Below are 20122 nucleotides of genomic sequence, written 5' to 3' on the forward strand. Positions count from 1 at the left end.
AACTGAATAGCCGCAAGACAGTCCCGCGAGCGGGCATGACCGCAAAAGGTTTCACCGACTCATCGCAGTGCGGATGGCGTCATCATCGTTCGTCACGCTCCACCCGCCCCCCAGCGACCGATACATCGCCACGGCCGCGAGCGCGTGTTCGCGGCGCGATTGATTGAGCGCGTCTGCATCGCGCAAATACGCTTGCTGCGCGTCGAGGACGTCGAGAAAACTCGCCGCGCCGCCTTTGTAAAGCTGCGTCGAAAGCGTGAGCGATTTCCCGGACGCGGCGAGCGCATCGTTCAGACGCGCTGTCTGATCGGCGCTGCTGACGAGATCGCTGCGCGTGTCTTCGACGTCCTTCAACGCCTGAAGCAGCGTCTGACGCAGGTTCGATTCCGACTCGCGCATCCGGCTTTCGTTTTGCTCGATTTCCGCGCTAATGCGGCCCGCGTTGAAAATGGGACTGGTCGCGTTGAGCGCGGCCGAGAACAGGTTGTCGGTGAGCGTCGGCAAGCCGAGATACGACGACGCGAGCAAGCCGTCCGTCAGCCGCAGCGAGAACTTCGGATAACGCTCGGCGCGCGCGACGCCGACTTCGGCGGCGCGCTGCTGAACCTGCGCATAAGCGATAAGCACATCCGGACGATGCAACAGCGCGTCCGACGGCAACATCTGCGGCGCGCCTTGCGCAGGCACCGGTATGACCGGCGTGGCCCCTGCATCGGCAAGCAGCAAGCTATCGGCGGATTCCGGCGTGCGGCCCGCATACACCGCGATCAGGCTCAGCTGATGTTGAATGGTCGCGTTCGTGCGCGGAATGCGCGCTTGCACATCGCTCAACTGGTTCTGCGCGCGAGCGACATCGAGTTGCGTCGAAAGACCGTATTGCAAGCGCCGCTGCGTGAGTTTCAGCGCGCGTTCGCGGATGACCAGGTTGTCCTGAAGGATCTTCAGTTCGGCCTGCGCCCACCGCAGGTCCACATAAGCGGATGCGGTATCCGCCGCTAGCGCGAGCCTGATCTGATCCGCCGCATGCTCACGCCCGACGAGTTGCGCCTGCGACGCAAGCAGTTCGAGCCGCTCGCCGCCGAACACATCTGGCGTCCAACTCAGTGCGAGACCGAATCCCGCCTCACGAACGTAGCCTAACGGCGGCGGCGTATTCTGCCGCGTATTGGAAGCGCCTGCGTTGGCATCGAGCTGCGGCAGGAGCGCGGCGCGACGCTGCGTCGTCAAAGCCTGCGCCTGCTTTACGCGCTCGACTGCGGCTTGCAGATCCAGATTGCTGTCTAGCACGGACGCGACGAGTGCGTGCATGACGGGATCGTTGAACTGATTCCACCATGTCGCGGCATCTGTGTCTGCCGTAGGCACGTTCACGCTCCAGTCGGCCGGCGCGGTGGTTCGCACCGTGGCGGGCAAGTCGGCGTGGGTGGCGGGCTGCACCGCGCAGGCCGCAAGCGCGAACATCATTAGTATGGCTAAATATATTTTCTTCATAATGTCCTCAATGCGCTTCCGAGGACGGCGGCGCGCTGCCGATAGGCCGCGCGAATAGCACGCTGACGATCCCCACGGAAAAGCACAGCGCCAGCACATAGAAGCAGTCGGCGAAGGTCAGAACGAGCGCCTCGCGCAGCACCATCGCGTTGAGCGATGCGAGACCGGCCTGCGTCGCATCGAGGGCATCGCCTGCAACGGCGGCGAGATGCGCGGAACTGCGCGCGAGCACGTCTTCGATGGCGGGCCGTCCGATGGTCACGTTTTCGGCCAGCCGCAGGTAATGCAGATTCAAGCGGTCATTGAGCATGGTCGCGCTCACCGCGATACCTATCGCGCCGCCGAGATTGCGCATCAGATTGAACAACCCGCTAGCCGACTTGAGACGCGATGGCGGCAGCGAACCGAGCGCCATCGTCACGATGGGCGGCACCGCGAATTGCTGGCCGATGCCCCGCAAGGCCTGGGGCAACAGGAGTTGCTGCCAGCCCCATTCATTGGTCAGCGGCGTGTAGAAGTAGCAGCCCAGGCCGAAACAAATCAGACCGAAAACAAGCAGTACACGCATGTCGATGATGCGCGACGCGTAGCCGTACACGCCGATCGATGCCAACTGAAAGCATCCGACCGACAACAAGGCAATGCCGATCTGCAACGAATCGAAGCCGCGCACACGGCCGAGAAACACCGGCGTGAGAAAGACCGACGTAAAGATGCCGATGCCGGTCACGAAGGAAAGCAGACTGCCGATACCGAAGTTGCGCACGCATAACGCCCGCAAGTCGACGATGGCATCCTTCGCCGTCAACGCATGAACGATGAACAGAAATCCGCAGATGCCCGAGATCCACGCGCACGCGATGATGGCGCCGTCGCCGAACCAGTTCTTGCGCGGGCCCTCTTCCAGCACGTATTCCAGACATCCGAGGAATCCGGACATGAGTAGGATGCCTAAATAATCGCCTTTCTTCAGCAGCGTGAGGTCAGGCTTGTCGATATGCACGTATTTCGGCACCAGCACGGCAACGACCAGACCCGGCACGAGATTGAGATAAAAGAGCCAGTGCCACGACCATTGGTCGGTAATCCATCCGCCGATGACCGGGCCGATGGCCGGTGCCAAAGATGCAAGCGCGCCGATAGTCGTCGAGGCAATGATCCGCTGCTTGCCGGGAAAGAGGACGAACGCGGTGGTGAACACTGTTGGGATCATCGCTGCACCGAGCGCGCCTTGCAGGCCGCGAAAGAGGATCATCGAGTCGATGTCCCAGGCAAGACCGCACAGCATGCTCGTCACGGTGAAGCCGATGGCGGAGGCCGCGAAGAGCCACCGCGTCGAGAACACTTTCGAGAGCCAGCCGGACATCGGAATGACGAGGATTTCCGCAATGAGATACGACGTCTGAACCCACGACAGCTCGTCCTGGCTAGCGGATAGTCCGCCGCCGATATCCTTCAGCGATGACGCGACGATCTGGATATCCAGCGTCGCCATGAAAAAGCCGAGGCACATGAGCGCGAAGGCAAAGACGCGCCCCCTCACGGGCGCTTCAGCCGGATTGTCGAGCACGTTTCGGTTCATGAGTGCCTCAACCGTTGTGCTTGCGAAGGTGCACCTTCACCGTCGCGGACAGGCCGGGACGCAGCACCGACTCGGCGCCCTTCGGCACGTCGAGCCGAATGCGCACAGGCACGCGCTGGACGATCTTCGTGAAGTTGCCCGTCGCGTTCTCCGCGGGCAGCACGCTGAAGGTGGCTCCCGTCGCGGGTGCGAGACTTTCGACGTGGCCCGTGAACGGAATGTTCGATGCGTCGAGTTCCACATCGGCCTCGTCACCGGCACGCATCTTCTTGAGCTGGTCTTCCTTGAAGTTCGCATCGACCCACAGGCCGGTCGCGGGCACGATGGTGAGCAACGATGTGCCGACGTTCGCCAGCACGCCGACGCGCGCGGTGCGATTGCCGACATAGCCGTCCACAGGCGAGCGGATGGTCGTATATTCGACGTTCAGTTGCGCCACCCGCCGCGCGGCTTCGGCGGTCGCCACGCGTGCTTGTGCATCGGCGATCTGCGCGTCGATCACGGACAACTGACGCTTCGCCGCGACGAGCGATGCCCCGCTCTTGTCCACCGACGCCTGCGCCTTGCTGTAGTCGGCGTCCGCGCGTTCGACGAGTTGGTTCGACACCGCGTCGTCCTTCACGAGCTCACGATAACGCACGCGGTCCTGTCCGCTACGCGTGAGTTCGGCCGTTGACGCGCGCACTTCCGCCTGTGCCTGATTGATCAAGTCGGCCTGCAATGCGTCCTTCGCGCGCAGTTCCTCGACGGCTGCACGGGCACTCGATACTTCGGCATTCGCCTGGGCGAGACGTGCGTCGTAATCGCGGGCATCGAGACGAATGAGCACTTGCCCTGCGGTCACGCGCTGGTTGTCCTGCACGAGAACGTCGGTCACGAAGCCGTTCACCTTCGGCGCGAGCACGGTGACATCGCCGCCGACGTAGGCGTCGTCGGTCGTCTGGACGAAACGCAGAACGAGCGCCCAGTAAGTGAGCGCCGCGATGAGTATGGCCGCGACCAGTCCGAGCGCGAGCAGCATCCAGGGAATGCGGCGCGCGGGCCGGCTCATTGGAGGCGCGGTCGTCGATGGGAGTTGCGTGGAGGGGGTCGTCATTTCGCTTGAGTGCGTATGCACTTTTTCGTCCGATGAGAAGCGGCTTACAGTGCTTCGATAGCACGGGAGAGTATCTGTGCGTATGCACTATGTCAAGAAGCACTGGCGGCAGGAGACAAATGTCGTCGCGACAATAATCATGCGCGAATAGTCCGCAATTGCCGACTCTGCCATGACGACACGCGCTTATCTAAAGTTTCGCCTCGTAACGCCGATAACTGTCCTTGACCGACGCAAGTAGACAGAGCCTCACCAGCAGTACGCGCAAGGAGTCCACCGCCAGTTGCGTCGGAGACGGCTACCTCGCCCACGCTTGTCTGCGCTTGCAAGCCTCAAGGCTTCATGGCGGCGATACCACGCTTGAGAAACCCATTTCATCGCGCACCGACAAGCCCATCATGCCAACGTTCGACTTGCGTACCGTCCTGCTGATGGCATCCGTGATGCCTGGGCTGATGGCCCTGGTCATGTCCTCCATCGGCAGGACATTCCCTAGAACGATTCTAGGTGTCGCGCAATGGGCGCAGGGCTCGCTGCTCTTTTCTGCCGCCGCATTCGTGATGGCGCTGCGCGGTGCGCTGCCCGACTGGTTATCGGTCGTCGTCGGCAATGCGTGTATCGTCGGCAGCATCGGACTCTGGCTCATCGGTAGCCAACGCTACCTCGGCCGTCCAACGTTCATACGGCTCATTGCAGCGTTGACTATCGTCGATGCAGTCAGTCTCAGCTGGATGACGTGGGTGCACTTCACGCCTTTCGGGCGTGCGTTGTGTACGAACGTGATCCTCACACTGCTTTTCGCGCGCCTCGCGTATGAGTTGCTGCGCTTCGGCCGGGACGACAGCGGGGCGAAGGTCGTCGGCACCTTGTTCGCGTTCGAAACGGTCATCGCATCGGCGAGAGTCCTGACGTCCCTGCAACCGGACGCGTCGCACGAAGGCTTGTACGCGCACGACCGGATGCAAATGGTCTACTTGAGCAGTGGCGCGTTCATGTCGCTGAGCATCACGGTCGGCTTCATGCTCACAGCCGTCAACCGGCTGAGAGTTCATCTCGAACAACTGTCGCGCATCGATCCTCTCACGGGTCTGCTCAATCGACGCGCCCTTCTGGGCGCTCACACCATGTCGCGAGAAGCGCCTCGCAAGGTGAGGCGTTATCTCTCGCTGTTGCTGATCGACCTCGACCACTTCAAGAAGATCAACGACACGTACGGTCATTCGATGGGTGACGAGATTCTCGTGGACTTCGCGCGACGTGCGAGTCTTTCGCTTCCTCCCGAAGCGCAGTTCGCACGCTGGGGCGGGGAAGAATTCGCCGTGCTGTTTCCGTGCGACAGTGTCCACGAGGCAGTGGGGCTCGCACGCGCATTGCAGACGAGCATTGCGAGCACGAGCGATTCGGCCCTGCCTTCCTATACGTGCAGCATCGGAGTGGCTTACCTCGGCGCCGCCGATGCAAGCATCGAGCAGTTGCTGAAGCAGGCGGACGAGGCGCTGTATCGCGCGAAGGACAATGGCCGCAATCGCGTCGAACTCGCGCGGGAAGTGCTTCCGGTTACCGGTTCTCGCATACTCGATACGGCACTCAAGTCTTAGCAATAAGGCCACCGCAATGTGCCGCGCTCGTGGACCGCGCTTTGCTGCGCTTGCTGTCAGCAACGCAAACCCGAACGGAGAGCGCGACGTGTCAGGATTCGAAAGCGCCGGCGCACCCGGCTTATCAAGGCGATACGGATACAAAGGCGGCGGGCGCGCTTAGAGAGCGGCCATACAGTCGAGCGGTTCTCGCGTCCCTCGTCTGCGCAGCCGCCCTTTCAGCCACGGGTTGCCGTCTGATGCAGTCCGGCGCGCAGGTCAGCCCCACGGACCAGCAATTCATGCTGACCGCAGCGAGCGTCGGCAAGGCCGAGGTCGATCTCGGCAAGCTCGCGTCCGAGCGCGGTGGCTCACCGGCGGTCCGTGAGTTCGGGCAGAAAATGGTAGCCGAACATACGCGCATCAACGGCGAGTTGTCCCAGATTGCGGATGAGAAACACGTTCGCTTGTTACAGGCGATGGATCCGGCGAACCGCACGCTATACGACGAGCTCGGAACCATGACGGGCGCGGCCTTCGACCGCGAATATGCGATCGCCCAGGTGCATATTCATCAGATGGGCAATGCGCTGTATGCAAGCGAAGCGCAGCACGGCGAAGACGCGCAGGTGAAAGCGTTCGCGGCGCGAGGCGTGCCGATCGGAGAGAATCATCTCCAACATGCCACTCAGCTTCTGCAAAACTTGCCGCAGAAGTTGCCGATATCATCGGCGCAGTAGCCGGCGCTTGACAGCACGGAGAACTCGAATGGCTCGCAATAAAACGGCCCCATGCCGGGCGCTTTTGCTACGCGACTGGCACCGTAATGGCAAACGCACGACGGCTGGCCTCGCTGTCTTCTGCGCCTTGTCGCTCGGACTGCTATTGCCTTTAGAGGCACACGCCGATTCCACCGACCCCACCCGCGAGCAAGTCCGCTCGGACCTCGACCGTTATCGATGCGCCGGGTACAACCCGGTCGCCGACGAGATCACCTACCCCAACGATGTCGACGCGGCGCGGGCCCGCTTGCAGGACCCCGGCTGCAAGCCCGACGCCGCCCCGAAACAAGCACCCCGCTCAAGCAAGCCACCGAAGTAGCCGGCGTCATCCATTTGCCCTTGCACATGCATAGAACCTATTCCTGACGGCCCCTGAATCGTCCGGAAATCCGCTTCTATACTGGCCCCTCGAACATCAACGAGGAGACGCTTGCATGTTAATGGACGCCAAGGAATCGATTTATAGCCCGACGCAGGATGGCCTGATCTTCCCGCAGGAGCCCAAGTTTTCGACTTCCGCCGAGGAGCGCAGGTATCGCAAGGAACATCTCGCGGCAGCGTGCCGCATATTCGCCCGCCACGGTTTCAGCTTCGGTTTCGGCGGACACCTGACCGTGCGAGATCCCGAGCATCCGGAGCTCTTCTGGACCAATCCGATGTGCGTGCCATGGTCGCGCACCAAGACCTCGCAACTGGTGCTGGTCGATCATTCGGGCACGGTTATCGAAGGGAAATACGCGGTCAATCGCGCGGGCTACGTGCTGCATTCGGCGATTCATGCGGAAAATCCGGACATTATCGGCTCATGCCATGCGCATACCGTGCACGGCGATGCGTGGGCCGCCATGGGCAAGCCGCTCGATTACGTGACACAGGACGCGTGCATGTTCTACGGGAGCCATACCGTCGTGCGCGATGGCGCCGGCAAGGTGCCGGTGGCGAACGAGTCGGGCAATCCGATCGCGCGCGCCTTCAACGAGCACAAGGCGATCATTCACCAGAACCACGGGCTGCTCACGGCGAGCCGGCACAGCATCGACGACGCCGTGTGGACCTTCATCGCTCTGGACCATTGCTGCAAGATGCAGTTGTTGATGGACGCAACTGAATCGCGCCCGATTCCTATCGATCCCAAGTTCGCCGAATACTCGCACGAGCATCTCGGTAACTCTTTCATCAGCTGGCTGCACTTTCAGACCATGCTCTACGAGATCGCGGAACAGGAGCCCGATTACCTCGACTGATTCAACGAGGTGTCCCCGCAGGGCCGGCATGCGCGAAAGCTTGAATGCGCATGCCGCAAGCAGCGCAAAAAACTATACCGGAGACAAGCATGGAAGCGCTATATGGCGAAGAAGCCGTCACGCCGGCCGACACGAGCCGCACCTATTACCGGGCTTACTGGCGGCTGTTGCCGCTCTTGTTGATCTGCTATCTGGTCGCGTATCTCGACCGCGTGAATGTGGGCTTCGCCAAATTGCAGATGCTGGATGCATTGCATTTCGACGACGCCATCTACGGCCTCGGCTCGGGCATTTTCTTCGCAGGCTACTTCTTCTTCGAAGTGCCCAGCAATCTCGTCATGCGAAAGGTCGGCGCGCGCAAGTGGATCGCGCGGACATGCTGACGTGGGGCGTCATTTCGGCGGCAATGATCTTCGTGAAGACGCCGACGATGTTCTACATCGCGCGCTTCCTGCTCGGCGCCGCTGAAGCCGGCTTTGCGCCGGCCATCATGTATCTGCTCACGCTGTGGTTTCCGGCACGCTATCGCGGCCGCGCCATGTCCATCTACGTGATGGGCGCGCCGCTGGCCTTCGTCGTCGGAGGCCCTATTTCCGGCTATATTTTGCACGCATTCTCCGGCAACGCACATCTCGCCGCGTGGCAATGGCTCTTTCTGATCGAAGCCATTCCGGCGGTCGTGCTCGCCTTCATTGTCCTGGCGTTTCTCGACGACGACCCCGCCCGCTCGCGCTGGATTACCGAAGACGAGCGCAAAGACGTACTCGCGGAGATCCGCGCTGAGAACGCAGGCAAGATCGATCATTCGAGCGCCAGTGCGTTCCTCGCGAACCGGAAGTTGTGGCAGTTCTGCGCCATCTTCTTCTGCCTCATCATGGGCCTCTATGCACTCGGCTTCTGGATGCCGTCGCTCATCAAGCGCAGCGGCGTAACCGACCCCTTCGCCATCGGCCTCTACTCTGCGATTCCGAATATCGTCGCGGCTATCGCGCTTTACTTCTCCAATCGCAGCGCCGATCGCACCGGCGGCCGCCGCGCGCACTTCGCGCTATTCATGTTGGTCGGCGCGGTAGGGCTCGCCGCCAGCATGTGGTTGTCGGCGGGGCCTGTCGTGACCACCGTCTGTCTTTCCATCGCTGCGGCCGGCGTGTATTCGTGCGTCGCGCTTTTCTGGGCGTTGCCGACGAGTCTCTTCGTCGGCGCATCGGTGGCTGCGGCGCTCGCGTTCATCAACTCGGTCGGCAATATCGCCGGGTTCGTGTCGCCGTATCTCGTCGGCATGCTGAACGTGACTGTGGGCAGGTCGGACGTCGGCATGTATGTGATTTCCGCATTCCTCGTGCTCGGTGCGGCCATGACGATGCGCCTGCCGAATACGCTGGACGACAAATAGCGCGATGGCTCAGGCGGCCCACGGCGGCCGCTCGAGCTTTTCGCCAATGTAGTCGATGAACGCCCGGACTCGCGGATGAAGCGACGAATCGCGCGGATACAGTGCATAGATCGCGGTTTCGTCGCTCGGCTGAAAGTCCGTGAGAAGTGGCACGAGCATGTTGCTGCGAATGGACGGAAGCACCATATGCTCCGCCATGCGCGTAATGCCGACGCCCGCGAGGCACATATACACCGAACTCACGCCGCTGCTCGTCTGGAAGTTTCCGTTGATGAGCATGGAAGTGCGCTCGCCGTCGATCACGAAGGGCCAATGATTCAAATGGTCCATCGGCGGCTCCCACATCAGGCAGTTGTGGTGCGCGAGATCCGCGGGCGTCAACGGCACGCCGTGACGCGCGATATAGGAAGGCGAAGCAGTCACCACGCGCTGGAGATGACACAGCTTGCGGCTCACCAGATTCGAGTCTTGAAGACTGCCCATGCGGATCGCAACATCGAACCCTTCGCCGATCACATCCGCGAGCGTATCCGACAGCGACAGCCGAACGCGCAGCCCCGGATAGCGTTCGAGAAAGCCGGGAATGAGCGGCACGATCTGGTCCATGCCGAACGAAGTCGCCACCGTGACGCGGATGCCACCCGTCATATGCTGTCCCGCGCGCGAGAGCTGCGCTTCGGCGACATCGATCTCATCGAGAATGCGCTTGCAGAGCGCAAGATACTGCTGCCCTTCCTGCGTGACCTGCAGACGGCGCGTCGAGCGCCTGAGCAACGCGACGCCGAGACGCTTTTCCAGCGTCGAGACGGCGCGACTGACATACGGCTGCTGGAGATCCAGCATGAGCGCCGCAGCCGTGAAGCCGCCGGTCTCCGCGACGGCCTTGAATATCCTCATTTCGACGAGGCGTTCGTCCTTCATGTGGCAATGCGAGCCTGTGCGGGATTCGAAGCCAGCATCATAACCAGCGACAGCACGTTGCGATACCGGGACTTGCACGAGGTGTTCGCGGGGTTCTTTCGCAACAGCGCTGCGAGCGCGGCGCTTCGGCTCCTTACTTCGGAATGCGAACTACACCGCCATAAACATTCGAACATAAAAAAAGGGCCCGGAGGCCCTTTCGACTGCTTACTTCGGGTGAGTTGCAATGAAGTTCTTGACCGCGGTGAAAGCAGGCTTCTGCGTCTTGCCGTCGCCCTGCATCAGGCCATATGCGCCTTCGCTGTCGTCATACATCTCGAAAGCCTGAATCGACTGGATGTTGTACTTGGCCGCATTGTTGTAGAACTGCTGCATCATCAGGCTGCCGGTCATGTACGACGCGATCGACGAGTAGGTGCCGTAGGTCGGACGAACGCCGAATTCGTTGATCCAGATCGGCTTGCCCATCGACTGAAGCACGCCGAGGACGTCGTGACAACCCGTATTGCCGCAGGCGTGGGTCATGTCGCCCTGGTCGGAATACCAGTGCCACGCCGTGATGTCCCAGCTGACGGTCGGGTGACCATGCGTGCCGTCCGGCTGCGAGCCGTCTGCCAGCATCTGGAAGAACGCGGTGTGCTTCCACGTACCGTCGACGATGATCTTCGCCGAGCTGTTGACCGACTTCACGCCGGCGATCATGCCGCGGATCGCGCCACGCGCGATGGTGAACGGCTGATTGCTGTAGTGGTTCCACACATTGCCGTCGTAGTTGCCGGCGAGCGTGTGGGCTTCCATCTCGTTGCCCACTTCGTAGTACGTGTAGTTGTACGTTTGCGCAGTCTGCTGACCGAGCGTGTAACCGGCGTTGTAGGCCGCCTGCTCGCTGTTGAAGTTCAGGCCAAGCATGATCACCGGATAAACCTGCACACCGCCTGCGGCGAACGTCTTCGCAACCGTAGCGACAACCTTCGCGGACGCCTGGCTGTAGACGTCGTTGCGGTAGATCTTCACGCCGAGGTCCTGAAGGTGGGCAAGCTGCGTTGCGTACGCAGTGCTGTCATACGCGCCGCCGTTCGTGATATGGCCGTTCGCGCCATAGAAGATGGAGCCGGTGGTCGCTGCCTTATCGGTTGCCTGCGGCAGATCGGCGGACTTGTTGGTTGCGGCATCGATAGCGGCTTCACCACCGCCGCCGCAAGCCGTGAGCAACGCGCTCAGGACCACTGCGGTTGCAAACGTTGCGGCCTTCGCCTTGGACAGGAAATTCGGGGATTGCGTAGCTTGAATGTTGTTCATGATCACTTGGCAGTACTAAGGAGCGAGCATTCGCTCGCAGAGTTTGAGTAGGTTGCCGGCATGACATGCCGACGACCAAGAACGTATTTCGCTTTACTGGGGAACCGGTTCGGTCGCACTGCGTTGAACCGGCCGTAGAGCTATGCCTGGTTCCTGTCGCGCTGGCGGTGAAGCCAGCAAACGATTGCCTGCCGAGGAAGGCCGATGACCGCACTACTGATGGTCACCGATGCAAACTGGTTCAAGGGTATTACTTACCGACTCGTCTTGCTAACCGCTTCGTTCGAGGCATCCTTTTCCGAATCGGTCAGCACGGAAGCAAGGTTATCGTCTAATGAGATGACTGTAAACAACGATTTCAGAAAAAAATTCGCCTGAAAATATTCAGCAGGAAGAAACTTCCGAATGGGTTATTTCTGCCGGTGCGACATGCAGTTGTCGCCTGAGTAGCGTATGCATGCACGAGATGCGGCTGAGTAGTTCGGGCGACTTAGGGTTATCGCGTATTCGTATGGAGAATAGGCGTTGACGTAGCAGAGCTAACCGCCAGAAATGCATCGCGGCTCGCAGTGCAGACACGAGGCAGCGTGCCTTAGCGATGCGTCAGAGCATCTTGTAGAGCGCGATGGCAAGCAGTCGCGGCTCATCGAACATCGTGGCGAGTTCGAAGAAGAAAACAAATGCGAGCATGGATGCCGTGCCCGGTCGTCGAATCACCCAGCTCACGATGCGCGGCGCGAATCGCGTCCTGATTGGGGCGCGCGTCATCAGCGTGACGACAGCCGTTCCGATCAGCGCGCCTGCAACGACATCGGTGAAATAGTGAAGCCCCAGGTACACGCGCGGCAAGCAGATGAGCAGCAGGCAATGCAACACGGCCAGCACACCGATCCATCGCCAGATGAGGAAGATACCCACTGCGACCGACATCCACAGTGCCGCATGGTCGCTGGGAAACGAACTCCACAGTCGCAGGTGATCGCCTGCGTGGCTCGCGCCGGGAAAGCTCGAAGCAAACGCCGGGTCATACATCGGCCGCAGCCGAAATGGCAAGACGAGCGCAAGAAGGCGTCCGACGGCGAAGGCAAGCAGTGCTGATAGCACAATTGCGATCACCATCTCGCGACGGTAACTCGACGTACTGCCCTGCTTGAACCAGATCGCGCACAGGATGGCGAGCGGAATAAGCCCCTTGAACAGATAGAACTCCGCCACCACGCCGACCGCGTGAGCAAAGAGGCCTGATGAAGGGAGAATGTGAAGCAGCCAAAGTTGAATGGACGAGTCGAGAGCGTTCACCCGGTTTTGTCTCCGTACGTCTAGTTTTTTTGACATCAGCGCCAACGCATATTCCGATGCTGTAGCTTATGACTCGCTTAACACCCGCCAATCCACTCCGCGCGCCCGGTATCAATCGCGCGCGCAGCTCTTCACCACCGATTGCAGCTCGCTAATGTCGAATGGTTTGGCAAGGATAACAACATCGGCTTCGGATGCGCGTCTCAATTCCTGCGCATAGCCGGTCATGAGCGCGATCATCTGACTCGGCCAACGATTGCGGACGTATTCCGCGAGGTCGAGTCCGTCGAGCTTGCCGGGCATCTGAACGTCGGAAAGCACAAGGTCGGCGTGGTATCCGCCTTCTAGCAGTGCGATCGCACTGTCGGCCGTCAACTCATGCCGCACAGTGCAACCGAGGACGTCGAGCACCGCGGCAATGCCATCAGCGACGCTTTGATTATCTTCGACGAGAAGCACGCTGACGCCGGAAGCCAACCCGTCTGCAGCCTCATCCGGAAGCGCTTCGGCAGCAGCCTCGGCGCGACCCTCCTCGCACTCGACACGCGGCAGGTAGACGCTGATCGTCGTCCCGCGGTCAGGCGCGCTTTCTATGCGCGCGGTGCCGCCCGCCTGCTCGCATGTCGCCATGACTTGCGCAAGTCCCAACCCGGTGCCGGCTCCTTCCGCCTTCGTGGTGAAGAGCGGCTCGAATGCGCGCCGCAGCACCGCATCGGTCATGCCTTTGCCGGTATCGGTGAAGCGCAGCAGCACATAATCGCCGGGCGGCAAGTCGAACGTCTGCTCCGAGAGCGTGATGGACTCGCAGCGAACCGTGAATTTCCCACCGAGTGGCATCGCGTCTTTGGCGTTGACGCAAACGTTGATGACGGCCGCTTCCAGTTCCACAGGGTCGACCATGACGCTGGCCGTTCGACCCTTGAGCTGAAGATCCAGCACGACGTGCTCGCCAAGCGAAGTCTCGATCAGATCGCGCATGGTCTCGAGCCATTCGCAAACGTTCAGGCACTGGAGCTTGACCGGCTGCTTGCGTGCGACGGTCATCAGGCGACGCGCGAGCCCTTGCGCGCCTTTCGCCGCGTGCTGAATGGCCGACACTTCCTTCTCGAGATTCATGTAGCGCTTGCGTCGCGCCAACTCCACGTTCGCGTTCACGACCATCAGGAGATTGTTGAAGTCGTGTGCGACATTGGCCACGAGGTTACCGAGTGCGCCCATGCGGCGCAGTTGTCGGTTGGATTCTTCGGCGGACACGCGTCGGCTGACTTCGCTATGCCAGTTCTGCCACGCCATTTCCTCTTCGCCGAGCCTACGCAATGACATCCACAGCAGCACCCATACGACGACGCAAGGAACGAGCAAGATGGTCGTGATGGCGACTAGATTGGCGCGCCATTTAGCGGCGATAGAAGCGGTCTCGATGCCAGCCAGGACATACAGCGAATAGCCGCCCACGCGCCGGTAGGCGAGCACCCGCTCGCGCCCGTCGACCGGTGAAACCGAAAGCAGGTGCCCGAACCGCGCGTTGTTTACAATCGCGTGCTTGATTCCCGGGTCCGCCGCCGACGTCGCTTGAGGCCGCGAATTCGGGAAGCGCGCCAGTATTCCGCCATCGGCACGATACAGGCCGATGAGAACGAAAGGCTCGCCTCCAGTCAGTTCGCGATAGAAGTCCAGAAAGTACTGTTGTCGTAGCGCGATTGCGAGTACGCCGAGCGACCTACCCTCGTTATCGACCCATGAAGTGCTTACCGTGAACACGTCGCTACCCGTAATGAAGCCGGGTTGCGCCAGCGAGATATGAGGTTCTCCCCGCACACGTGACGCCGCCTGTAGCGTCTCGCTTCCGCTGATCGACACGTCCGGAACCGGGTAGAAGCGGCTACTCGCGAGCAGTTGTCCCGTTGCGCTGTAGACCGCGGCGCTCGCGATCTGCGGAAAGCGGCCGACGATCGCGTTGAGCGATTCATGAACGTTCTGTTGCCGACGGACGATCCAGTCCGGTCTCTGCTCGCCCATGAGCTCGGCGATACGGTCGAGCACTTCTGCGTTCAGGCCCTGCACGGTCGCGGCCTGCTCTTCGGCGACCAGCGTCAGGCGATCCACTTCGTCGAATGCTTCGGACAGCCTGCGGTGGTAGTCGAACCAGGCGTACCCGCACACGCAAAGAAGGGGGCCGAGTACCGAAATGACCGCGAGAAGGACGATGATCGCACGCGTCGCCGCAAAATTCCGATGCGGCGGCGGCAACTCCAGAGAGACTTCGTCTTGTTCGTCCATTGTGCAATCCGTCCTTGCACAGACGCGCGCGAGTTCGGGTCACGCACTGCCACGGGAACCGTCGGGCGCGAACACCTCGATGATCCCAATATATAGCGATTTCAGCAGTGGGACGTTATTTCTGAGCAAAAGCGAAACGGCGGAAATGTGCCGCTTGCCGTGCATCGAATCGCGTGGAGGCGTCGGACGGTAAGACGCCATGCAAGTGCCGGCCGCTGCATCGCGTCATTTGTAGCCGATCACCATGGAATCGGGCCCGACGAGCGGCTCGACGCGTATGTTGCTGAAGCCGGTCTGCTGCATCCATTCGCGGCATTGCGCGCCGGTGTAATCGAAACCACCCGGCGTCTCGATCAGCATGTTCAGGCTCATCAGCAAGCCGAAAGCATTCTCGCGGCGTTCGTCGTCGATGACCGCGTCGTAGACCACGAGCGCGCCGCCTACAGGCAAGGCCGCATGGCATTTGCCAAGGAGTTCGAGTTTTTGCGGCAACGACCAGTCGTGCAGAATGTGCCCCATCACGAGAACATCCGCCGACGGACATTCGTCCTTGAAGAAGTCGCCCGGATAGAAGCGCAATCGTTCGCTCAGGCCGTGCTCGGCGACGTACTCCTCGAATACCGGGCCGACCGCCGGCAAGTCGAAGCCGCCACCCGTCAGATGCGGATGCGCCATCGCCACTTGCACCGGCAGCGCGCCCTGCGCCGCGCCGATATCGACGAAGGTGCTGTAATCGCCCCAGGAAAACTTCTGCGCAATGGCGCGAGCCGTCCCGAGGCTCACGCCCGTCATGCCCTGAAGGAAGCCGCGCAACGACGCCTGATCGCGATAGATCGCGTCAAACGGATTGCCGCCGCGCTTCGCTTCGTTCTGCGGCAGACCGGTCACGAGCGCTTCGGTGAGCGCGCCCCAGAAGGGATAGAGTCGCGCGTTGGCCATTTCCAGCAATCCACCGACATAACACGGCTTGGCCCTGTCGAGAAACAGATCCGTGTCGGCCTTATTGCTGTAGACGGTGCCTTCACGGTCGAGCAGGCCCAGAGCGACGAGCGCATCCAGAAAGTCGCTCGCTGCGCGTGGATGCAGTCCAAGGGCAGCGGCAAGTTCCGCCCCTTCCTGCGGACCGGAGGCCAACTGCGTGAAAACGCCGAGTTCGACCGCAGAGAGCAGCGTCTTGGAGGCCCAGAAGCCCATGCCTATCTGTAGAAGCCTCTCAGGAGCAAGCTGATCGGTAGTGACGGGCGACGGCGGCTTGTTCATATCGCATCCTTCATTCGATTAGGAATACGTAATGGCTGCTAAGGCCGGACGAAAGCACAGCGTCCACTGTAGGCGCTGTGCCGTTTCGGATCAAGCGATGTATGTGGGCCGGCGCGCAGAGCGAGCAGACATCGCGGCCCGAACTGGCCGAACTGGCCTGTACCGGCCGCAGCGGATTGTCTCTGTTCGGACCGGTACGGCCTGCGGAAACTCGGGCGAACCAACGAGAGAAATCCGCCATGAATGCACACACCTTCTTCGACGCCAACCTGTTGCTCGCCTGGTCGGCCTACTTCGTGGGAACGGCCGGCCCCGGGCCGAGCAATCTGGCGATCATGTCGATCGCGAGCACGTCCGGCAGGCGCGCAGCGCTGGCGTTCGCGGCGGGCGTCATGTCCGGCTCGTTGACGTGGGCGGTGCTAGCCGCGCTCGGCCTGTCGGCCGCGCTCGCTGCCTATTCCGGCTTCCTGATGGCACTGAAGATGTGCGGCGGGGCGTATCTACTGTGGCTCGCGTCGAAGTCGGCTCGCGCGGCGTGGCGTGGGTCCGTGCGCGCCGCTTCAGGACACGCTCCGGTAACGGACGCGCGACGGCTCTATGCGCGCGGCGCGCTTTTGCATCTCACGAATCCGAAGGCCATTCTCGTGTGGATGTCGGTCGCCGCGCTCGGCTCATCCACCGCAACGCAGCCGATGCACACGCTGACAGTCGTCGCGGGGTGCGTGTGCATCGGCATGAGCGTCTTCGGCGGGTATGCGGTCTTGTTCTCGATGGCAGCGCCGCGCCGCCTGTACGCGCGCATGCAGCGCTGCCTCGATGCGTGCCTCGCGCTGGTATTCGGCGCAGCGGGCATCCGCTTGCTCATGTCGCGCGTCTGAACTACCTGTTCCAGCGATCCTGCCGCTTGCGCGTGACGAGCGCAATGCGGTTCGATGCAAGCGCCGCCAGATTGACAAGCCGCCGCTTCTGCGTCGCGTCCATCACGCGTGGCTGCCGGTCGATTGCGCACAGCGCGCCGAGCGCGTTGCCCTCTGCGTCGCGCAACGCGGCCCCGGCATAGAAGCGGATGCGCGGCTCGCCGGTGACGAGCGGATTGGCCTCGAAGCGCGCATCCGCCGCCGCGTCTTCCACCACGAAGGCATCGTTCTGCATGACCGTGTAGTTGCAGAACGCCCACGAACGCGGCGTCTCCTGAGCGTTAAGTCCCCAGCGCGCCTTGAACCATTGCCGGTCCGGCGTGAGCAGCGTGATGAGACAGATCGGCACACGCAGCGTCTCCGCTGTGATCTGCACGACCTCGTCGAACTCGGGATCGCTCGCCGAATCGACGAGTCCCGTGCGCTCGACCGCCCGCAGGCGCGCGGCTTCGTTCGCCGCTACCGGATAAGACGACGCGTCCTGATCGTCCGGGGGCGCAAGCGACAGGCACGCAACGAGCGCAGCAGCGAAAGCGGGCTTGTCAGCGGGCGCTGGCAGCAACGCAACGCGCGACAGGCCGCCCAGGTCCGCTTCGATTTGCGCGGCGGACATGTCGGTGACGAGAAGCATGCGCATGTGCGCGAGATCGCGCGAGTTGAGCAGCCGCCGGCACATCGACAGGCGCTCCCAGTCTCCGCGCATCAGTTCGACCGCGATCACGGCGGGCATGGCGATGCCCGCGTCGAGCATTGCGTTGAGCGAATCGCTCTGGCCGATGGCGCGCAGTCCCGCAGCCGCGGCCGCCTCCACGTACGACGGCAACGCTGCATCCGACGCGACGACGAGCGCCACGGCGCTCTCTGTACGCTCCGATGCGGGACGCCGGTTGCCGAGTTGCTCCCGCAGTGCATCCACCGCGCTCGCGCGCACGCGCCGATGTCCGCCCGGCGTCTTCCATGATTCGATTTGTCCCTGCTCGATCCACGTTTGTGCGGTCTTCACCGAAACGCCGAGGCGCGCCGCGACGTCGCGCGTGGTGAGAATGGGATCGTCTTCCTTAGTCATGCGGTCCTTACGATAAAGCGCGAACGAGGCGCAAACGATAGCTACCTTCAGATAAAAGCACAATCGCCGAAATTGATAGAAATGGAAGTTTTAGCTTGCGCGATTCTTCTGTTAAATCTACTCTTAATACGCCATTTCGCTGTCTATTTCGGCCTTCGGTCGCAATTACCGCGCGTTTCTTCCTCACGTGGTAATTATGGCTCGCATCGGGCGCTTTGACAAGACCTCGACAATTGGTAAAAACGGAAGTTCCTAAAAACGACGCGGGCGCACAACGCCTGCGGCGCCGAAGACCACGGCGAACACACAAAACACGCTATGAACCTCAAAACCATGTCGGTCAAGGCAAAACTGGCCTTGTCATTCTCGCTGCTAACGGCGGTCGTCCTGATCGTATCGGCGGTGTCCATCAACGCGCTCGGCGACGCCAATCAACGCTTCTTCAGCTTTGTCGAAGGCATCAACACCCGCGCCGTGTTGGGCGAGCAAGTCCGCCAGGCGGTGGACCGGCGCGCGATCGCGGCGCGCAACATGGCGCTCGTGACGACGCCCGCCGACTTCGATATCGAGAAGGCCGCCGAAGCGCAGGCGCAAGCCGATGTCTCCGCGCGCCTCGCCAAGCTCGACTCGATGATCGCGTCGGCGACCGATACCACCGAGAAGGCACGCTCGCTCGTCGCCGAGATCGATCGCATCGAAGCGCTGTATGCGCCGGTCGCCCAGGCGATCGTCAATCTCGCGACCGAGCACCGTCAAGAGGAAGCCGTGCGCAAGATCAACGAGGACTGCCGCCCGTTGCTGGCCGCGCTCGTGAGCGCCACCGACGCCTATTCCGCTTACACGCACGAGCGCGCCGAGACGCTCGTGGCCGAAGCGCACGAACACTTCGCGACGCAGCGGGCCATTCTCATCGCCATTTGCCTCGCGGCGGTGGCGGCTGCGGTGGCCGCGGGCGTCATCATTACGCGCGGACTAACGCGCGCGCTCGGCACCGAGCCGGCGACGCTCAAGGAAATCACGCAGCGCGTGGCGTCCGGTGATCTCAGCCCCGTCGCGGTCACTCGCGCGGTGCCGGCGGGCAGCGTGCTCTCGTCGATGGACGCGATGCAGAAGAGCCTCGTCACCCTGATCGCCGAAGTGCGCACGGCGGCCGACAGCATCGCGACCGGCTCCATGCAGATTGCCTCGGGCAACGCCGACTTGTCGGCGCGCACCGAACAGCAGGCGTCGTCGCTGCAGGAGACGGCGGCCAGCATGGAAGAGCTGACCTCGACGGTCCGCCAGAACGCCGACAACGCGCAGCAGGCGAGCACGCTTTCGAGCAATGCGTCGCATGTGGCGCAACAAGGCAATGCCGTGGTGACGCGCGTCGTCGAAACGATGACGGCTATCAGCGAGAGCTCGACGAAGATCGCGGACATCATCGGCATCATCGAAGGCATTGCGTTTCAGACCAACATTCTCGCGCTGAACGCGGCAGTCGAAGCCGCGCGCGCGGGCGAACAGGGGCGCGGCTTTGCAGTCGTGGCGTCGGAAGTGCGCTCGCTTGCGCAACGCTCGTCGCATGCGGCGAAGGAGATCAAGGAACTGATCGGCGCGTCGGTGGCGAAGGTGGAAGCGGGCTTCGCGCTGGCGCAGGACGCAGGCACGACGATGAGCGACGTGATGACCGCCGTGCGCCGCGTGTCGGACATCATGGACGAGATCGCGGCGGCGACGGGCGAACAGAGCCGCGGCATCGAGCAGGTCAATCAGGCGATCTCGCAGATGGACCGCGTCACGCAGCAGAACGCCGCGCTCGTCGAAGAGGCGGCTGCGGCATCGCAGGCGCTGGATCATCAGGGGCGTCATCTATCGCAGACGGTGTCGCAATTCCGCATCGAACACGCTGCGGCATGAGCAACGCCCCGCGCGC

Annotated in this window: 15 protein-coding genes and 2 pseudogenes; 8 read left to right on the plus strand and 9 right to left on the minus strand. The window is 61.9% G+C overall.

Annotated features, from left to right (window positions below):
• Positions 1-51: 51 nt before the first annotated feature.
• The 3 genes from LDZ26_RS17835 to LDZ26_RS17845 are packed head-to-tail and all read right to left on the minus strand — an operon-like array spanning position 52 to position 4169.
• Positions 52-1491 (minus strand): efflux transporter outer membrane subunit, encoded by a 1440-nt coding sequence (locus LDZ26_RS17835; protein ID WP_244849479.1) that lies wholly within the window; start codon positions 1489-1491, stop codon positions 52-54.
• A 7-nt stretch (positions 1492-1498) separates the two neighbouring features.
• Positions 1499-3073, minus strand: a complete 1575-nt coding sequence (locus LDZ26_RS17840; protein WP_244849480.1) for a DHA2 family efflux MFS transporter permease subunit — start codon at positions 3071-3073, stop codon at positions 1499-1501.
• A gap of 7 nt (positions 3074-3080) precedes the next feature.
• Positions 3081-4169 carry an HlyD family secretion protein gene (locus tag LDZ26_RS17845; RefSeq protein WP_244849481.1) on the minus strand — a complete coding sequence of 363 codons (1089 nt, stop codon included), beginning with the start codon at positions 4167-4169 and terminating at the stop codon, positions 3081-3083.
• 398 nt (positions 4170-4567) lie between these two features.
• Between LDZ26_RS17845 and LDZ26_RS17850 the strand changes: the two genes are divergently transcribed.
• The 5 genes and pseudogenes from LDZ26_RS17850 (at position 4568) to LDZ26_RS17875 (ending at position 9165) form a co-directional block, all read left to right on the plus strand.
• The gene (locus LDZ26_RS17850; protein WP_244849482.1) at positions 4568-5767 is read left to right on the plus strand and encodes a diguanylate cyclase; all 1200 of its coding nucleotides are present in this window, start codon (positions 4568-4570) and stop codon (positions 5765-5767) included.
• 239 nt (positions 5768-6006) lie between these two features.
• The gene (locus tag LDZ26_RS17855; RefSeq protein WP_244849483.1) at positions 6007-6486 is read left to right on the plus strand and encodes a DUF4142 domain-containing protein; all 480 of its coding nucleotides are present in this window, start codon (positions 6007-6009) and stop codon (positions 6484-6486) included.
• A 28-nt stretch (positions 6487-6514) separates the two neighbouring features.
• A complete protein-coding gene (locus LDZ26_RS17860) occupies positions 6515-6847 on the plus strand; it encodes a DUF4148 domain-containing protein (protein WP_244849484.1) in 333 nt (110 codons plus the stop codon).
• Positions 6848-6962: 115 nt separating this feature from the next.
• Positions 6963-7772: a class II aldolase/adducin family protein gene (locus tag LDZ26_RS17865; protein ID WP_244849485.1), complete on the plus strand. Its 810-nt coding sequence runs from the start codon at positions 6963-6965 to the stop codon at positions 7770-7772.
• A gap of 89 nt (positions 7773-7861) precedes the next feature.
• Positions 7862-9165: pseudogene (locus tag LDZ26_RS17875) on the plus strand (MFS transporter).
• 9 nt (positions 9166-9174) lie between these two features.
• On the opposite strand, the gene LDZ26_RS17880 reads toward LDZ26_RS17875, so the two are convergent.
• Complete coding sequence (locus tag LDZ26_RS17880) at positions 9175-10086, minus strand: LysR family transcriptional regulator (RefSeq protein WP_244849488.1); 912 nt, start codon at positions 10084-10086, stop codon at positions 9175-9177.
• 207 nt (positions 10087-10293) lie between these two features.
• Entirely contained in the window at positions 10294-11385 is a 1092-nt protein-coding gene (locus LDZ26_RS17885; RefSeq protein WP_244849489.1) for a lipopolysaccharide biosynthesis protein, read from the minus strand.
• Between the two features lie 204 nt (positions 11386-11589).
• On the opposite strand from LDZ26_RS17885, the gene LDZ26_RS17890 reads away from it, so the two are divergent.
• A complete protein-coding gene (locus LDZ26_RS17890; protein ID WP_244849490.1) occupies positions 11590-11763 on the plus strand; it encodes a hypothetical protein in 174 nt (57 codons plus the stop codon).
• A gap of 225 nt (positions 11764-11988) precedes the next feature.
• Here the strand turns inward: LDZ26_RS17890 and LDZ26_RS17895 are convergent, their stop codons facing one another.
• The 3 genes from LDZ26_RS17895 to LDZ26_RS17905 form a co-directional block, all read right to left on the minus strand.
• Positions 11989-12720 (minus strand): phosphatase PAP2 family protein, encoded by a 732-nt coding sequence (locus LDZ26_RS17895; protein ID WP_244850301.1) that lies wholly within the window; start codon positions 12718-12720, stop codon positions 11989-11991.
• A 75-nt stretch (positions 12721-12795) separates the two neighbouring features.
• A complete protein-coding gene (locus LDZ26_RS17900; protein WP_244849491.1) occupies positions 12796-14964 on the minus strand; it encodes a hybrid sensor histidine kinase/response regulator in 2169 nt (722 codons plus the stop codon).
• Between the two features lie 225 nt (positions 14965-15189).
• Complete coding sequence (locus LDZ26_RS17905) at positions 15190-16224, minus strand: acetylserotonin O-methyltransferase (protein ID WP_244849492.1); 1035 nt, start codon at positions 16222-16224, stop codon at positions 15190-15192.
• A gap of 239 nt (positions 16225-16463) precedes the next feature.
• On the opposite strand from LDZ26_RS17905, the gene LDZ26_RS17910 reads away from it, so the two are divergent.
• On the plus strand, positions 16464-17102 hold the full coding sequence (locus tag LDZ26_RS17910; RefSeq protein ID WP_244849493.1) for a LysE family translocator: 639 nt from the start codon (positions 16464-16466) through the stop codon (positions 17100-17102).
• 1 nt (position 17103) lies between these two features.
• Here LDZ26_RS17910 and LDZ26_RS17915 read toward each other — a convergent pair whose 3' ends face one another.
• Positions 17104-18207: a GAF domain-containing protein gene (locus tag LDZ26_RS17915; RefSeq protein ID WP_244849494.1), complete on the minus strand. Its 1104-nt coding sequence runs from the start codon at positions 18205-18207 to the stop codon at positions 17104-17106.
• A gap of 318 nt (positions 18208-18525) precedes the next feature.
• Here LDZ26_RS17915 and LDZ26_RS17920 point away from each other — a divergent pair.
• A pseudogene (locus tag LDZ26_RS17920) lies at positions 18526-20103 on the plus strand (methyl-accepting chemotaxis protein); the annotation flags it as partial.
• Between the last annotated feature and the right edge of the window lie 19 nt (positions 20104-20122).

Origin of the sequence: Caballeronia sp. SL2Y3 (genome assembly GCF_022879575.1) — a bacterium.
Classification (GTDB): Bacteria; Pseudomonadota; Gammaproteobacteria; order Burkholderiales; family Burkholderiaceae; genus Caballeronia.

Excerpts from the sequence above, each read along its gene's own strand:
- LDZ26_RS17835 (WP_244849479.1), bottom strand. The coding sequence starts at position 1,491 with ATGAAGAAAATATATTTAGCCATACTAATGATGTTCGCGCTTGCGGCC.
- LDZ26_RS17840 (WP_244849480.1), bottom strand. The coding sequence starts at position 3,073 with ATGAACCGAAACGTGCTCGACAATCCGGCTGAAGCGCCCGTGAGGGGG.
- LDZ26_RS17845 (WP_244849481.1), bottom strand. The coding sequence starts at position 4,169 with ATGACGACCCCCTCCACGCAACTCCCATCGACGACCGCGCCTCCAATG.
- LDZ26_RS17850 (WP_244849482.1), top strand. The coding sequence starts at position 4,568 with ATGCCAACGTTCGACTTGCGTACCGTCCTGCTGATGGCATCCGTGATG.
- LDZ26_RS17855 (WP_244849483.1), top strand. The coding sequence starts at position 6,007 with ATGCAGTCCGGCGCGCAGGTCAGCCCCACGGACCAGCAATTCATGCTG.
- LDZ26_RS17860 (WP_244849484.1), top strand. The coding sequence starts at position 6,515 with ATGGCTCGCAATAAAACGGCCCCATGCCGGGCGCTTTTGCTACGCGAC.
- LDZ26_RS17865 (WP_244849485.1), top strand. The coding sequence starts at position 6,963 with ATGTTAATGGACGCCAAGGAATCGATTTATAGCCCGACGCAGGATGGC.
- LDZ26_RS17880 (WP_244849488.1), bottom strand. The coding sequence starts at position 10,086 with ATGAAGGACGAACGCCTCGTCGAAATGAGGATATTCAAGGCCGTCGCG.
- LDZ26_RS17885 (WP_244849489.1), bottom strand. The coding sequence starts at position 11,385 with ATGAACAACATTCAAGCTACGCAATCCCCGAATTTCCTGTCCAAGGCG.
- LDZ26_RS17890 (WP_244849490.1), top strand. The coding sequence starts at position 11,590 with ATGACCGCACTACTGATGGTCACCGATGCAAACTGGTTCAAGGGTATT.
- LDZ26_RS17895 (WP_244850301.1), bottom strand. The coding sequence starts at position 12,720 with ATGTCAAAAAAACTAGACGTACGGAGACAAAACCGGGTGAACGCTCTC.
- LDZ26_RS17900 (WP_244849491.1), bottom strand. The coding sequence starts at position 14,964 with ATGGACGAACAAGACGAAGTCTCTCTGGAGTTGCCGCCGCCGCATCGG.
- LDZ26_RS17905 (WP_244849492.1), bottom strand. The coding sequence starts at position 16,224 with ATGAACAAGCCGCCGTCGCCCGTCACTACCGATCAGCTTGCTCCTGAG.
- LDZ26_RS17910 (WP_244849493.1), top strand. The coding sequence starts at position 16,464 with ATGAATGCACACACCTTCTTCGACGCCAACCTGTTGCTCGCCTGGTCG.
- LDZ26_RS17915 (WP_244849494.1), bottom strand. The coding sequence starts at position 18,207 with ATGACTAAGGAAGACGATCCCATTCTCACCACGCGCGACGTCGCGGCG.